The sequence below is a fragment of the Dokdonia sinensis genome, assembly GCF_003688895.1.
GTDB lineage: Bacteria > Bacteroidota > Bacteroidia > Flavobacteriales > Flavobacteriaceae > Dokdonia > Dokdonia sinensis.
Genome location: NZ_REFV01000020.1, coordinates 20,921 through 36,625 on the forward strand (window position 1 = coordinate 20,921; position 15,705 = coordinate 36,625).

Consider the following 15,705-nt stretch of genomic DNA (forward strand, 5'->3'; position numbering starts at 1 on the left):
CTCAATCCAGCAATACGTTTACTTCAAGAATGATTTCTGAAAAAACTGTCGATACTCTTGAAGTCGTATCCATAGATCAAAATCAAGGGCTCAAACAACTCAATGTGCGTGCTGTAGTGCAAGATGATCTAGATTATATCTGGGTAGGAACAGAGGATGGAGTGCAGCGCTATGACGGTTACGGATTTATATCAAAAAAGCTATCCCTTCCAGACGGTAGTGATGTTCAGGATAATTACATAGAAGACCTGCACTTTACTAAGGATACGTTATGGATAGGAACACTCAAAAGCGGAGTACTAGGGTACAAACTTTCTGAAGATCGTTTTTTTGATGTTGCTGGACTCCGCGATGACAGCGCGCTATTACTAAATCGAGGGATTATTGCTATAGACGATGAAAATTTACTTTTTTCGTCTGAGAATCAATTTGGCATTTATAACCGAAAATCCAAAAGTTTTGAGCGGTTCACCCTCCCAGAAAGTAAAAATGGAGCTTATGTGACAGATGCTGTAGTTTGGGACGAGGACGAATATATTCTAGGGACTTCTACAGAGGGAGCATTTCGGTTTAACAAAAAAAAGAATGCATTTACACCATTTAATGAGATTCCTAAAATACCCGTAAATGCATTGCTATGGCTGGATAATCAACTCGCCATAGGAACAGCTAGCGGACTCTATCTTTATGACCGCACAACTGGTATTACACAAAAAACCAATATTACTGATCATATTATGTGTTTAGAACACATTGATAATATGTCCATATATATAGGCTCAAAAACGGGCTTGATGCGTCTAGAGAATAACGAAACGGCTCAGAAAATCATTCTTAAAGGAACTAACGGTAAAGTATATGATCCTGTTGAAATCTACGAGATTCATCAAGATGATAAGGGAAATACTTGGTTTGGATCAGAAGGAGAGGGAATGTTTTACCACAATGATTACAGGAAGAAATTTGTCACTCAGAAAATAAAATTAGAGGAGTATCCTTCGGCAATTAAAATTAGTTCGTTTCAGTTTGAAAAAGAGGCTGACAGTACGTTGTGGGTGGCGACAACTTTTGGTGTGGTAAAATACGATATGGTTGCCAAAACTAGTAAACTCTTTGCAACAGTTCCAGAGGAAGGTCCTGCATACATTTTACATAAAGATGATTATGGCAATTTTTGGTCAGGTGGTTATGGATATGGTGTGATGCTTTTTGATGAAAAGTCCCAAAAATTCAAACAATACTTACACGATCCAAATAACCCCAAAAGCCTCGCCGAAAATGATGTTCCAGAAATCATACCAATAGATGAAAAGCGCGTTTGGGTCTCGAGTATTTCATCCGGAATACAGGAAATGAACATTGCCGAAGGGACATTTACTCCCATTCTCATTAACGGCGAAAAAATAAATAGGACGAGAACACACTTTTACGATAAAGAAGGCTACTTGTGGCTAGGAGGCGATAATGGTCTGTACCGATATAAAGAAGGTGAGGAGCTTTCTCATTTTACCAGTGGAGATGAAGCAACCGGGGGGCTGAGTGGAAAAAGAATCTTTGGGATTCGTCAGGCTTCGGACAACTCCTTTTGGGTCGCAACAAACCACGGTCTCACACACCTGATGTCAGATTTTGAAACTTCGGTGCAGTATACAATGAACGAAGGCTTGCCTAACAATTTAATGTACACGCTGGAGATAGATGATAATGATAATGTATGGGTAAGTTCTAACGAAGGACTCTCTATGCTGGATGTGGCAACGGGTTTGTTTACAAATTACACGGTAAAAGATGGGCTACAGAACAATGAGTTTAATGGGAAATGCTCTTATAAAGATGAATTTGGCAACCTCTATTTTGGTGGAGTAGATGGATTTAATATTTTTCATCCAGACAGACTCAAGGAAAATCCCCATACACCAGAGGTTCACATCGATAGAGTAGAGCTCTTTAACAGTCCGCTGGAGCGCAATGAGCTTTTTAAGGACACCTTGGTTTTTAAGAGTGATGAGAATGTTATCACCTTTGGGTACACCGCACTCAATTATCTAAACCCGAACAAGGTTAGCTATCAGTTTAAGATGGAAGGTTTTGATGAGACGTGGCGTCCCGAAACTACAGATCGCACGACCACATACACAAACTTAAATCCAGGCACCTATCGCTTTTTAGTTAAAGCGAGTAATGACGTAGGCATCTGGAATAATGAACCAGATATGATGACTGTCATTGTCGTACCACCGTGGTACCAGCAATGGTGGTTCCGAGTGCTGGCAGTTGTACTTTTCTTGCTTTCCGGTATTATGTACTATCTGTATAAAACAAACAAACTTAAGAAGGATAAACTCAAACTTACCCGCCTTGTCGAAGAGCGCACACAAGAAGTAAAGGAAAAGAACGAAGCGCTCACGACAGCTTACAATGAATCGGAATCCCAGCGAGAGCGCATTACGTTCCTGATGCAGGAGCTTAATCACCGAGTAAAGAATAATTTACAGATTATCTCGAGCCTGCTTAATATACAGGCGCATTCTCTCGAGGATACAGATGCTATTGAGGCGTTGCAAGTTGCCAAACAGCGTATTCTGACTATTTCCCACATTCAGCAGGCATTTGCTCAGGATGATGATGCGATTCATCTTTCGGCGTTTATAAAAGAGTTAGTTTCGGCGGTGCTCAAGGTTTTGGGCAATGAGAGCACTCCATTATTTAAAGTAGAATATGACCTAGAAGATATTTCGGTTCCCAGCGGGCAAACTACCTTGATAGGCCTCGTTCTCAATGAGCTCATTACAAATGTGTATAAATATGCTTTTGACCGCTTTCGCGAAAGCAATACCTTAAAAATTTCCACTTCCATTACCGAAGGTGACATCATTTTAACACTAGAGGATAATGGTAAGGGATATGCGCCAAAGGATATGCGCCAAAATTCTCTCGGGCTGGAACTCGTAAATGAAATGGTGCGACAGCTCAAAGGAACACTTGAAACGCAATCTGAAGACGGTGTCAAAAACAGAATTGTCATACCAAAACCTCAAAATAAGTAATTATAGATGTCACATAAAATTCTCCTTATAGAAGACGAATTTATTATCGCACGAGATATCGAAATGGAGCTCGGAAAAAACGGGTTTGCAAGAGTATTGCGTTGCAGTACCCCGGCCGAAGCTAAGATGGATTATAAGGAGAATGAGTTTGACCTAATACTTTCTGATATTAATCTAGAAGCAGAGATAGATGGTATTGAGCTCGTCGCACAGCTTCAAGAAATACGTAAGACACCAGCCGTTTTTCTTACAGCATTTAGTAATCCTGAGATTGTCGCTCGAGCTGAGAAGATTATGCCATTTGCTTATGTCTTGAAGCCATTTCACGCAGAGCAACTTAAGATTACTATAAACCTTGCGCTTTCTAATTTTGAGAAGCGACAAAATGAGGCTGGTTCTGAAGAGACACAAGAAAAACTGACATTGCTCACACAACGGGAGGTCGAGATACTCTCGGCATTTAGTTCTGGAAAAACCAGTAAAGAAGTAGGGGATGAGCTTCATATTTCCCACCAAACAGTAGAAAAGCACAAGAAAAACATCAAGAAAAAACTGGATATGAGTACTATAGGGGAGCTCATACGCTTTGCGGTGGATGCAAACCTGATTAAGTAATTTTTACACCCTTCTTAATCCTTTTAAGTCTCTGGCGATTTTTGTAATTTCGACGCTCTTGAATAAGAACTGGGGATGATTTCTCTCCCGCGCTGAATTCTCGACTATATCGAGAAAACAAAGGCTCAGCAGGAATTGTTATCTGTTTAACAATTTTAAAAATTACACATTATGGCAACTGTAAATCAACTCTCATCTAAAGAGGCAATTGCATTAGAAGACAAACACGGTGCGCACAACTATCACCCACTCCCAGTAGTATTGAGTAGGGGAGAAGGTGTATATGTGTGGGACGCCGAAGGTAAAAAGTATTATGATTTCCTTTCTGCATACTCTGCAGTAAATCAGGGGCATTGTCACCCACGCATTGTAAACGCAATGACAGAACAGGCAAAGAGACTTACCCTTACATCACGTGCATTTTATAATGACACCTTAGGTCCTTACGAGAAGTATGCAACAGAGTATTTTGGCTTTGACAAACTGCTTCCTATGAATACTGGAGCAGAGGCTGTGGAGACCGCTATTAAAATTGCGCGTAAATGGGCGTATGAGAAAAAGGGCATAGATGAAAACGAAGCGCAAATCGTAGTTTGTGAAAACAACTTTCACGGGCGTACCACAACGATTATTTCTTTTTCTAACGATGAAAATGCTCGTAAGAACTTTGGACCGTATACAGCTGGATTCATAAAAATAGAATACGATAATCTTCAAGCATTAGAAGAGACTTTAAAGTCCAATAAAAACATTGCTGGTTTTTTAGTAGAACCTATTCAGGGAGAGGCAGGAGTCTATACGCCGTCTGATGATTATATGCGTAAAGCTCAGTCTCTATGTAACGAGCACAATGTACTTTTTATAGCAGACGAGATCCAAACAGGAATCGCACGTACAGGAGCTTTGCTCGCTGTTTGTGGGAAATGTTCTTGTGAAGGACATTGTGAGAAACAAGCCGATACTTACGCACAGCCTGATATCTTAATTCTAGGTAAAGCGCTCTCTGGAGGAGCCTACCCTGTAAGCGCAGTTCTTGCAAATAATGATATTATGAATGTCATCAAGCCTGGACAGCACGGAAGCACCTTTGGAGGAAACCCAGTAGCAGGAGCAGTAGCTACCGAAGCGCTGGAAGTTGTAAGGGATGAAAATCTAGCCCAAAACGCACGCCACCTTGGAAATCTTTTCCGTGAGAAAATGCAGGAATTTGTAGACAGTAGTAATATCGCAACTTTAGTAAGAGGTCGCGGATTATTAAATGCCGTAGTCATAAACGATACAGAAGATAGCTCAACAGCTTGGGATATCTGTATGGCACTACGCGACAATGGCTTACTCGCAAAACCCACCCACGGTAATATCATACGATTTGCACCACCTCTCGTAATGACTGAGGAAGAATTGCTGGATTGTGTGTCTATCATTATCAAGACGCTCAAGCAGTTTGAGAAATAAATTAAATTCTAAGTGAATATAGAAACGGCTCATTGCAAAATAAGCCGTTTTTTTGTTTCTTAATATTCGATTTCGAGGTTACCCCTCCATCTTCTCCATAAGTTCCATCCAGCGCATTTCCTTTTCTTCTTTTTTATCGATTAGGGCTTGAAGCTCTTGGGAGTGGATCGCGATTTCTTCGGGAGTGAGGTCCGGGTTTAGGAAGACTTCTTGTTTTTTTGCCTTGTCACGTTCTAGTTGTGCCACCTCGCGTTCGAGTTTTTTGTACTCTTTTTGCTCATTGTAAGTGAGTGCCCCTGTGTGTTGTTTTTCTTTCCACGATTTAGAATCTGTGGATTCATTTTCAGTTTTTTGAGATGTAGTTTTTAAATGTTCCGCTTTCGCGAACCCGCCTGCTCGGCCGGCAGGAGCGTCCTCCTCATTACTGAAATTCAAATTCCCCTCATAAGCGCGATAATCCGAATAGTTGCCAGGGAAATCACTTATCTGTGCATTACCTTTAAATACAAATAAATGATCCACAATCTTGTCCATAAAGTAGCGGTCGTGAGAGACCACCACGAGACATCCTGGAAAATCTAAAAGGAAGTTCTCCAGCACGTTTAGGGTAACTACATCAAGGTCATTTGTAGGCTCATCAAGAATTAAAAAGTTAGGATTCTGAATGAAAACAGTACAGAGATAGAGGCGTTTACGCTCCCCGCCGCTCAGTTTTTCTACAAAATCATATTGTTTTTTACGATCAAATAAAAACCGCTCCAGCAATTGCCCCGCCGAAATGGTGCGCCCTTTCTTAAGCGGAATGTGGTCTCCAAAAGATTTTATTACATCAATAACTTTCTGACCTTCTTTAATTTCTATACCCTTCTGTGTGTAGTACCCAAACTTAACGGTATCACCCACGATAACTTTTCCAGCATCAGGCTGGAGTGCACCTGTCATAATATTAAGGAAGGTGGTTTTTCCCGTTCCGTTTTTTCCTATGATGCCTACACGCTCGCCAGTTTTGAATACGTAGTCAAATTTATCCAGCAATTTTAAGTCACCAAAAGACTTACCCACCTTATGAAACTCGAGAATCTTACTTCCCATACGTTCCATATTAATTTCGAGTTGTACTTCGTGATCGTTACGACGCTGGTGGGCACGTTCTTTAATCTCATAAAAATCGTCTATTCGAGATTTAGATTTTGTGGTACGTGCTTTGGGCTGGCGACGCATCCAGTCGAGTTCTTTTTTATAGAGGATTTTTGCTTTGGCAGTTTCGGTAGCTTCATTTGCCATACGTGCCTCTTTGTTTTCTAGGTAGTAGGCATAGTTTCCTTTGTAGGAATATAATTTTCCGTGATCCAGCTCTACAATTTCATTACAAACGTTTTCTAGAAAATAACGATCGTGAGTGACCATAAAAATGGTCAAACTCTCTCGCTTAAAGTATTCTTCCAACCACTCAATCATTTCGAGATCCAGATGGTTAGTAGGCTCATCAAGAATTACGAGATCTGGTTTCTCTAAAAGCATCGCGGCAAGTGCAAGTCGCTTTTTTTGTCCACCACTTAGGAGACCTACTTTTCTATCGAGCTGGTCCAATTTAAGTTTAGAAAGTATCTGCTTATACTGTGTTTCAAAATCCCAAGCTTGTGCGGCTTCCATTGCGTCAAAGGCTTGTTGATAGGCCTCTGTATCTTCCATATTTAGTAATGCTTTTTCGTAAGCATTTATGGTGTTCATAATAGGATTGTCACTTGCAAAAATGGTTTCCTCCACCGTAAGGTCAGGATTTAAATCTGGTTCTTGCTGTAGAAATGATATGGTCAGTCCTTTACGGGACACTACTTGCCCACTATCTGGAGTTTCAAGACCCGCCATAATATGGAGTAGAGAGGTTTTTCCGGTTCCATTTTTGGCCACAAAACCTATTTTCTGGTCCTGATTAATACCAAAGGAGATGTCTTCAAAAAGAACGCGCTCGCCAAAAGATTTGGCAACATTTTCAACAGATACGTAGTTCAAGGCAAATTATTTTTTTGCAAAAGTAGACAATAGGAAGGTAGGAAGTTGAGAAAGGAAATACGAAAAATTTATAAATTGTGTCTCCCAGAGTGTAGAGGTTAGCCGCACTTCGTTATTGGTTAATGATTATGGTAAAATGAGTTTTTTAAGCTTTCGCGAAAGCGTACTCAAAACATCAATAAACACTTAAAGCAAACTTATCGAAGGGCTATTTCCTAGACCAAGTGTTGTATTTCAAAATACACCACAAAGCCCTCACACCATCTTGCCAATTTATTTTCTTTCCTTCATCGTATGTTCGTCCATAGTAGGAGATACCGACCTCATAAATGCGCACTTTAGGAATGCGGCTAATTTTTGCCGTAACCTCTGGCTCAAAGCCAAAACGCTTTTCTTTTAAATTTAGCCCCTTCACCATATCTGCTCTAAAGAGTTTGTAACAGGTTTCCATATCTGTAAGATTCAAGTTGGTAAACATATTACTAAGGAAAGTCAGGAATTTATTTCCTAGCGTGTGCCAGAAGAAAAGAATACGGTGTGGATTACCACCCATAAAGCGGCTTCCGTAAACGACGTCTGCATTGCCGTTTAGGACAGGTTTAAGAAGGATTTTATATTCCTCAGGGTCGTATTCTAGGTCTGCGTCTTGTATAATAATAAATTCACCTTTTGCCTCTGCAATACCACGATGAAGGGCAGCGCCTTTCCCCATATTCTTTGGCTGATGGTATAATTGCGTGTTCAAGTGCGGATTTGCTTTAATAAACGAAGCAATACGGTCTGCCGTATCGTCTGTAGAGCAATCGTTTACAATGACAAGCTCTTTTGTAATGCCATTAGGCAAAGTGAGTTGCTCAAGAACACTCAGTATCTCCAGAATCGTAGGAGCTTCATTATAGGCAGGAATGACAATGGAAAGGGTCTTGAACATAAGTCTATTTAAAGTGCAAATATATTTATACCGCTTAAACTTTATAGTAACACTAAAAATTTGTTTCTAACACGATCATATTTTGCTATAAATATAAATCTAAGCTTAGGCTATTCTAGGATTTCCTCTCTCATCTATTCGATTGATAATTCGAATTATGATAGTGCCATTATAAGGTTTAACCAGTTTATTTTCGCTTTAAGCGAAATTATCCTTGTCATATTTGTAACATATCTCACATTTGTTCTTCTAATGGTCAAAGAATTTCTTCTATCTTAGAAAATTGTTAGCACAGAAATATGGGTAACTTAATTGAAATACGTGATATACGCCGAGATTTCCCGCTGGGGAGCGAAATCGTAAAAGTGCTTAAAGGTATAGATCTCGATATAGATAAAGGAGAGTATATCGCGATTATGGGGCCTTCGGGTTCAGGAAAATCAACACTTATGAACCTTCTAGGATGTCTGGATACGCCTACTTCGGGTTCCTATATTCTCAACGGTAGAGATGTGAGCCAGATGTTAGACGATGAACTTGCTGATGTGCGTAACACAGAAATAGGTTTCGTTTTCCAAACCTTTAATCTTTTACCTAGAACAACCGCATTAGATAACGTAGCGCTTCCTATGGTTTATGCGGGAAAATCAAAATCTGTACGCCACGCTCGTGCCGCAGAGGTTCTAAAAGATGTAGGTCTGGCAGACCGTATGGATCACAAACCTAATCAACTCTCAGGAGGGCAACGCCAGCGTGTTGCGGTAGGTCGTGCACTGGTAAACAAGCCATCTATCATCCTTGCAGATGAGCCTACAGGAAACCTAGACTCTAAAACTGGAGTGGAGATTATGGCACTTTTTGATGAGATTCACGCCGCGGGGAATACAGTAATTCTTGTAACACACGAGGAAGAAATAGCAGATTATGCACACCGCGTAATACGATTACGTGACGGCATCATCGAGAGTGATGAACGAACAAAATAGATTGAATTACTTGTAGAGAATCCTTAGCTTTGAGCAAAGACTTTTCGTATGGATTTCCTTAGTAATCTTTCAGAAACTACACAGGCTATCCTTGCCGTGATCGTTATTGCCGTCCTTTATTTTATGATGCAGGCTAATAATAAACGCAATAGAGATAAGCGATACAATCGTCAAGGGCGCAACTTTAGAGAAAATTATCAGCGTCGTAAGGAGGAGGAAAAAGAGTGAAAAGTGTAAAGTATCTAGTGCGTCGCTCACGCTCCTTTTAGTTTATGTGAGCGCCTGCATTCCAGTAGTCAGTAATAAGTGTCTAGTACGTCGCTTTGGCTCCTTTCAGTTTTCGTGAACGCCTGCGGCGACTCATTTTTAGGATGATACTTTTTTGTGACTCTGTGTCTTTGCGGGATAATAACATGTTCGAGTAAGTAACCTTTGCGCATTCGTGTCTTTGCGAGATCCAAACGCGCAACACCATTTCTACTTTCTACTTTCGTTTTTCTACTTTACCGGGCCATTTTGCTACTTTTTTTCTCACTATTTTTGTCTCTTAATAAATCACAATGAGCCAAGAAATCTCAAAACGCTACGCACAACGTGGTGTATCTGCTGGAAAAGAAGACGTACATAATGCCATCAAGAATGTGGATAAGGGATTGTTCCCTCAGGCATTCTGTAAGATTGTACCAGATGCCCTTACGGGTGATGATGACTATTGTCTCGTAATGCATGCAGATGGTGCTGGTACAAAAAGTGCACTTGCCTACATGTACTGGAGAGAAACTGGAGACCTTTCTGTCTGGAAGGGAATCGCTCAAGACGCGCTCATAATGAATATAGATGATTTATTATGCGTTGGTGCAACAGATCGCATTATGCTATCCTCAACAATCGGGCGTAATAAGAATTTGATTCCTGGCGATGTACTTTCGGCCATAATTAATGGGACAGAGGAGTTGCTGGAGGACTTAAAATCGTTTGGCGTTACCATTCATTCTACTGGTGGAGAAACGGCAGATGTAGGAGATCTTGTACGTACGATTATTGTAGACTCTACGGTGACCGCCAGAATGAAGCGTAGCGATGTCATAGACAATGCAAACATTAAGGATGGCGATGTGATCGTAGGATTGTCTTCTTCAGGACAAGCAACCTATGAGAAGGAGTATAACGGGGGTATGGGAAGTAATGGACTTACCTCGGCAAGGCACGACGTGTTCAACAATTACCTCGCTCAGAAATTTCCAGAAAGTTATGATGCCGCGGTTCCTGTAGATTTAGTATACAGCGGTTCAAAAAAACTAACAGACAAGGTTGAAGGAAGTCCACTAGACGCAGGAAAATTGGTGCTTTCACCCACGAGAACGTATGCACCGATCGTAAAAGCCATTTTAGAAAAGTACTCAAGTACCGAAATTCACGGTATGGTACATTGTAGTGGTGGTGCCCAGACTAAGATTCTTCATTTTGTTAATGACCTTCATATTATAAAAGATAATATGTTCCCAGTCCCACCGCTCTTTAAATTGATTCAAGAAGAGAGTAAAACTGATTGGAAAGAGATGTACCAAGTGTTTAATATGGGACATCGTATGGAGATATATTGCGATGAGGCAACAGCTCAAGATATTATTTCCATTTCTAATTCTTTTAATGTAGATGCTCAGATCGTGGGTAGAGTACAAGCCTCAGATTCTGGGAAACGACTCACAATTACCAGCGATAAAGGAGTATTTAAGTATTAGTTTGGTACAAAAATATATAGATATTTCGACTCACTAGGTCGTTTATCTATGCTAGAGCTCTTTTAGTAGAATAGCGTGTTAATTTTTTAACAATACTTTGACAAGATAGCACAAAACCGTTGGGTGGTCTTTTTTCGTTTATATGATAAGTAAAACAAAGCCTATTATATAACATTACACCACTTCACCAATGGATTATCTAAACCTATTCTGGAAGAGAAAACAGCTTCTCATAGTATTCTCTATATTAATATTACTGAATAGTCTTACACTTTTGTTTAGTGATATGACTAATAGCAGATATGTTAGGCTAATAAGTACAGCATTCTTCGTGCTTTTTTATCTAGTTATGAGCAAGAGGCGCAACAATTATGTACTAGCGGTCTTATTTTTCTTTCTCCTTAAGGATATTTTTATACAGAGCTATGAAGAAGGAGTGGGGTATATTATGTATTTAGCGTTCGGTATATTGGCGTATACAACCCTTGTTATAGAACGTCTCCCTAAATTAAAGGAGATTACTCTTAATAAAACACTTGTTTTTGTCTCAATATTGCTCATCACGGCAAACACGTATACACTTCACGTAATTATGAATATGATAGGTTTTGTGTTTGAAAGCACAACTCAGGTCGCGATGTTCTATATGTACGGCGCCTTTATGATGATACTTTCGGTTTCCGCTGTGGCATATAATAATCAAGCAAACAGTAATAGGTCGCTACTTTTTACTTTTATGGTTTTTGCTTTTATTCTTTCAGATGTTACTTCCCTGTTTGCCTACTATTTTGGCATAGAATTCTGCTACTACATAGACCGTGTGAGCTATCTTCTAGGGTTTGCATTTTTGATAAATTATGGACTTAATTTCAGTCTTATTAGAGAAGAAAAACAGCAGTTAGAGCAACTGATAGGTAATGAATATGCAGAGATTGAGGATTTTGACTATTCCGCTTTCGCGAAAGCGTATTCAGAAGAATTTGAAATAGCAGACTCAAAAGCCTCCCTGTACACATTTTTAGAGAACCGCAATGCCAAAGATGGTTAAATAAAAGCTTTTCTCGCGTGATACTCTAATCGATTTCCAGCTTAAAATTTGTAAATTCGCTCTTACTTAGAAGATACAAATGTTAGAAAAATTACAGATTGTAAAGCAGCGTTTTGATGAGGTAAGTGACCTCATTATCCAGCCCGATATAATTACAGACCAGAAACGCTACGTACAACTCAATAAAGAATATAAAGACCTGAGAGCGCTTATGAATAAGCGCGAACTTTATATCGAACTCAACGATAACCTAAACGAAGCTGAAGAGATTATTGCAAATGGCACTGATCCAGAAATGATCGAAATGGCAAAAATGCAATACGAAGAGGCAAAATCAGGCATTCCAGACTTAGAAGAAGAGATCCGGATGATGCTCATTCCCAAGGACCCAGAAGACGCTAAGAATGTCGTGGTAGAGATACGTGCAGGGACCGGTGGAGATGAAGCAAGTATTTTTGCTGGAGACCTCTACCGTATGTACACAAAATATGTCGAGAGTATTAGTGGCTGGAGTCATAGCACAGTAGATTATAGTGAGGGAACTTCTGGTGGATTTAAAGAAATCCAGTTTGAAATTACAGGTGAAGATGTATATGGTACAATGAAGTTTGAAGCCGGTGTACACCGTGTACAGCGTGTTCCTCAAACCGAAACGCAAGGTCGTGTGCATACTAGTGCCGCAACCGTTATGGTGCTCCCAGAAGCAGAAGAGTTTGATGTCACCATCGAGGCAAAAGATGTTCGTGTAGATTTTTTCTGTTCTTCAGGACCAGGAGGGCAATCTGTAAACACTACATACTCAGCAGTACGATTAACACACATTCCTACGGGACTTGTAGCGCAGTGTCAAGATCAAAAGTCTCAGCATAAGAATAAGGAGAAAGCCTTTAAAGTTTTGCGCTCACGTCTGTACGACCTAGAACTTGCCAAAAAGCAAGAAGAAGACGCTGCAAAACGTAATTCCCAAGTGAGTAGCGGTGACCGTAGTGCAAAAATTAGAACGTACAACTATCCACAAGGACGTGTGACAGATCACAGAATAGGCCTCACGCTTTATGATTTACAAAACATTGTAAACGGAGATATACAAAGAATTCTCGACGAATTGAGACTTGTTGAAAATACAGAGAAATTGAAGTTTACAGAGGGAGAACTATAATTTAGAATTCTGAAATTACAGAATGAAAACAACCGACTTAATTGCCCAAATCAAAAAGAAACAATCTTTCCTTATTGTAGGATTAGATACCGATTTGGATAAAATTCCCAAGCATCTCTTAAAAGAAGAAGATCCTATTTTTGCGTTTAATAAAGCGATTATAGACGCAACGCAGGATTTATGTGTGGGTTATAAGCCCAATACTGCTTTTTACGAGGCGTATGGTATGAAAGGTTGGAAAGCACTTGAAAAAACGATCAATTATATTAACGAGAAGTATCCAGAGCAATTCACAATAGCAGATGCTAAGCGCGGAGATATAGGAAATACGTCTTCTCGCTATGCAAAAGCTTTTTTTGAAGACCTTAACTTTGACTCAGTAACCGTAGCTCCGTATATGGGAAAAGATAGCGTAGAGCCTTTTTTAGAGTTTGAAGAAAAACACACAATACTACTTGCACTTACGTCAAACAAGGGTGCATATGATTTTCAGACAAAAATCATAGACGGACAGGAAGTTTATAAACACGTACTTCAAACTTCAAAGTCCTATAAGGGCTCAGAAAATCTGATGTACGTAGTAGGAGCAACAAAAGCACAATTTTTATCTGATATCCGTAAGATTATCCCAGAAGCATTTCTTCTTGTACCTGGAGTTGGAGCACAGGGCGGTAGTCTACGCGACGTTTGCACCTACGGAATGACAGAGAACATAGGACTTCTTATAAATTCGTCTAGAGGGATTTTGTATAATTCCAGCGGTCAGGATTTTGCCATTGCCGCCCGTAATGTTGCCCAGCAACTGCAAGAAGATATGCAGGACATCCTTGTAAATCGCACATAATTTGATTACAGTTATAGACCAAATGAACCGTACGCTTGTGTTTGATAAGGCACCACAGCGCATCGTCTCATTGGTTCCTAGTCAGACAGAACTATTAGCTGAATTACGCTTGCGCGAAAATATCCTAGGCATCACAAAATTCTGTATTCATCCAGAAGATCTAAAACAAACCACAACAATCGTAGGCGGAACTAAGCAAGTCCATTTTGATAAAATCAGTAGTTTAAAACCTGATATTATTCTCTGTAATAAAGAAGAAAACACGAAGGAAATGGTTGCTGAACTGGAAAAAATTGCTCCGGTTCATATTTCTGATATTAAAACGGTTGAGGATAATCTTGAACTTATTGAGCAATATGGATTGTTGTTTAATCGCAAAAAGGAATCAGAACAACTAGTTTCAAAAATTGTAAAGCGCTACAAAGCCTTTCAAACCGAAATGCAATCGTATGAGTGGAAAAGCGTGGGTTATTTTATTTGGCGTAAGCCCTATATGGTTGCCAGTTCAGACACATTTATAGACGAATTGGTAAACATCTGTCGCTTTAAAAATGTTTTTATTAATGAGGCTGGACGTTATCCAGAAATAGATATTGAAAAATTACCAGCTATGGATGTACTTTTACTTTCTTCTGAGCCGTACCCATTTTCAGAAAAACATATAAAAGAATTAAAACAGTACACGAGGGCAAAAATTATGCTTGTAGACGGGGAATATTTTTCTTGGTATGGTAGTAGGCTACTAAAGGCGTTTGACTATTTTGTGCGTCTACGCAAAGACCTTAATATTTAAGAAACTTTATTTTCTGATCTAATTGAAGTGCTTCAAAGGTACAGACATCACTTAGGCTGTGATCTGTATATTCATAGTTGTAAGCTTCTTCTACGAGTCTTTTATACTTACGCTCCATAAAGGACTTTAATCTTTTGTGTTTACTGGCTGCAGTCATTGTAATAAGGGGGCATCATTAGTTTTTGTGTCGACTAAATATAAATATAAAAAATTGATAAACAAGTAGTTGGGTGTTTTAAATTTTATGCTTGTATTTTGTTTCAATACTTTATGCTATAATGTCTGAAATGGGTCTTCCTATTAAAAGTTAGCTTATTTAGTTCATTAGATATTGTTTAGGAATAAACATATTTAATTACAAAAGATTTTAATCTTGCAGCGCAAATACTCTTCTTAGTAAATCCGTAGTACGACTAGCCGTCTTCGTACGGATTTCCTTTTCCTCAACAGCAATCATTGTGTAGACACCTTTGAGGGCTTCCTGAGTTACGTAATCAGTAAGGTCTGGGTTGACATCAGAAACGAGAGGAAGAGAATTATATTTAGTAATAAGATTGGTCCAGATTTGGTCTGCGCCTACTTTGGCAAAAGAATTTTGAATCACGGGGTTAAACTTATTATAAAGCGCCTGGTTCGTTTTGCCTTCCAGATATTGTGTTGCAGAGTTATCTGCACCTAAGAGGATGTTGCGTACGTCTGTAAAAGTTATCTCCTTTACAGCATTAACAAAAATGGGTGTAGCTTCCTTTACAGCATCTTCAGCGGCTCGGTTTAGGGCTTTAATCCCTTCGTCTGCTAGATTGCCTAGACCTATGGCACGTAGTGTATTATCTACTTTTTGTAGTTCAGCTGGTAGTAATATTTTTACTAACTCGTTTCTGTAAAATCCATCCGTTGCGGTAAGTTTAGTTACCTGCTTGTCGATCCCGAAATCAAGCGCTTGTCGCAATCCATTACCTATCATTGCGTTGTCCATACCTGGTTGTCCCGGAAGTCCGCCTACAACATTTTGAAGTTCGGCACAAGAAAATAAGGTGAATATAAGACAGAGAGAGAGTAGGCGTTTCATATT

Annotated in this window: 14 protein-coding genes; 10 read left to right on the forward strand and 4 right to left on the reverse strand. The window is 39.6% G+C overall.

All coding sequences use genetic code 11. The features are described from left to right. The first annotated feature begins 29 nt into the window (after positions 1-29). From EAX61_RS15295 to rocD, 3 genes are all read left to right on the forward strand, one after another. Positions 30-3,047, forward strand: coding sequence for a ligand-binding sensor domain-containing protein (locus EAX61_RS15295; protein WP_121918586.1), 3,018 nt, complete (start codon positions 30-32; stop codon positions 3,045-3,047). Positions 3,048-3,053: 6 nt separating this feature from the next. Beyond that, on the forward strand, positions 3,054-3,662 hold the full coding sequence (locus tag EAX61_RS15300; RefSeq protein ID WP_121918587.1) for a response regulator transcription factor: 609 nt from the start codon (positions 3,054-3,056) through the stop codon (positions 3,660-3,662). A 171-nt stretch (positions 3,663-3,833) separates the two neighbouring features. Further along, a complete protein-coding gene (rocD, locus tag EAX61_RS15305) occupies positions 3,834-5,117 on the forward strand; it encodes an ornithine--oxo-acid transaminase (protein WP_121918588.1) in 1,284 nt (427 codons plus the stop codon). Between the two features lie 78 nt (positions 5,118-5,195). Here the strand turns inward: rocD and EAX61_RS15310 are convergent, their stop codons facing one another. Together EAX61_RS15310 and EAX61_RS15315 are read right to left on the reverse strand one after the other, a co-directional pair. After that, the gene (locus EAX61_RS15310; protein WP_121918589.1) at positions 5,196-7,130 is read right to left on the reverse strand and encodes an ABC-F family ATP-binding cassette domain-containing protein; all 1,935 of its coding nucleotides are present in this window, start codon (positions 7,128-7,130) and stop codon (positions 5,196-5,198) included. Positions 7,131-7,338: 208 nt separating this feature from the next. Next, positions 7,339-8,061 carry a glycosyltransferase family 2 protein gene (locus tag EAX61_RS15315; protein ID WP_121918590.1) on the reverse strand — a complete coding sequence of 241 codons (723 nt, stop codon included), beginning with the start codon at positions 8,059-8,061 and terminating at the stop codon, positions 7,339-7,341. Between the two features lie 299 nt (positions 8,062-8,360). Here EAX61_RS15315 and EAX61_RS15320 point away from each other — a divergent pair, with 299 nt between their 5' ends. The 7 genes from EAX61_RS15320 (at position 8,361) to EAX61_RS15350 (ending at position 14,633) form a co-directional block, all read left to right on the forward strand. Further along, entirely contained in the window at positions 8,361-9,047 is a 687-nt protein-coding gene (locus tag EAX61_RS15320) for an ABC transporter ATP-binding protein (RefSeq protein WP_121918591.1), read from the forward strand. Positions 9,048-9,095: 48 nt separating this feature from the next. Continuing rightward, the gene (locus EAX61_RS15325) at positions 9,096-9,275 is read left to right on the forward strand and encodes a hypothetical protein (protein ID WP_121918592.1); all 180 of its coding nucleotides are present in this window, start codon (positions 9,096-9,098) and stop codon (positions 9,273-9,275) included. Positions 9,276-9,607: 332 nt separating this feature from the next. Further along, positions 9,608-10,789: an AIR synthase related protein gene (locus EAX61_RS15330; protein ID WP_121918593.1), complete on the forward strand. Its 1,182-nt coding sequence runs from the start codon at positions 9,608-9,610 to the stop codon at positions 10,787-10,789. Positions 10,790-11,138: 349 nt separating this feature from the next. Continuing rightward, positions 11,139-11,837: a hypothetical protein gene (locus EAX61_RS15335; protein WP_121918594.1), complete on the forward strand. Its 699-nt coding sequence runs from the start codon at positions 11,139-11,141 to the stop codon at positions 11,835-11,837. Positions 11,838-11,916: 79 nt separating this feature from the next. Further along, positions 11,917-12,996: a peptide chain release factor 1 gene (gene prfA / locus EAX61_RS15340; RefSeq protein ID WP_121918595.1), complete on the forward strand. Its 1,080-nt coding sequence runs from the start codon at positions 11,917-11,919 to the stop codon at positions 12,994-12,996. Between the two features lie 22 nt (positions 12,997-13,018). Further along, positions 13,019-13,840 (forward strand): orotidine-5'-phosphate decarboxylase, encoded by an 822-nt coding sequence (gene pyrF, locus EAX61_RS15345; protein WP_121918596.1) that lies wholly within the window; start codon positions 13,019-13,021, stop codon positions 13,838-13,840. Position 13,841: 1 nt separating this feature from the next. After that, positions 13,842-14,633, forward strand: coding sequence for an ABC transporter substrate-binding protein (locus EAX61_RS15350; protein WP_347337930.1), 792 nt, complete (start codon positions 13,842-13,844; stop codon positions 14,631-14,633). Here the strand turns inward: EAX61_RS15350 and EAX61_RS15355 are convergent. Continuing rightward, on the reverse strand, positions 14,623-14,790 hold the full coding sequence (locus EAX61_RS15355; protein WP_121918597.1) for a Lacal_2735 family protein: 168 nt from the start codon (positions 14,788-14,790) through the stop codon (positions 14,623-14,625). The two genes, EAX61_RS15350 and EAX61_RS15355, sit on opposite strands and share 11 nt — an antisense overlap. 210 nt (positions 14,791-15,000) lie before the next feature. Next, positions 15,001-15,702 (reverse strand): DUF4197 domain-containing protein, encoded by a 702-nt coding sequence (locus EAX61_RS15360; protein WP_121918598.1) that lies wholly within the window; start codon positions 15,700-15,702, stop codon positions 15,001-15,003. Positions 15,703-15,705: the final 3 nt, after the last annotated feature.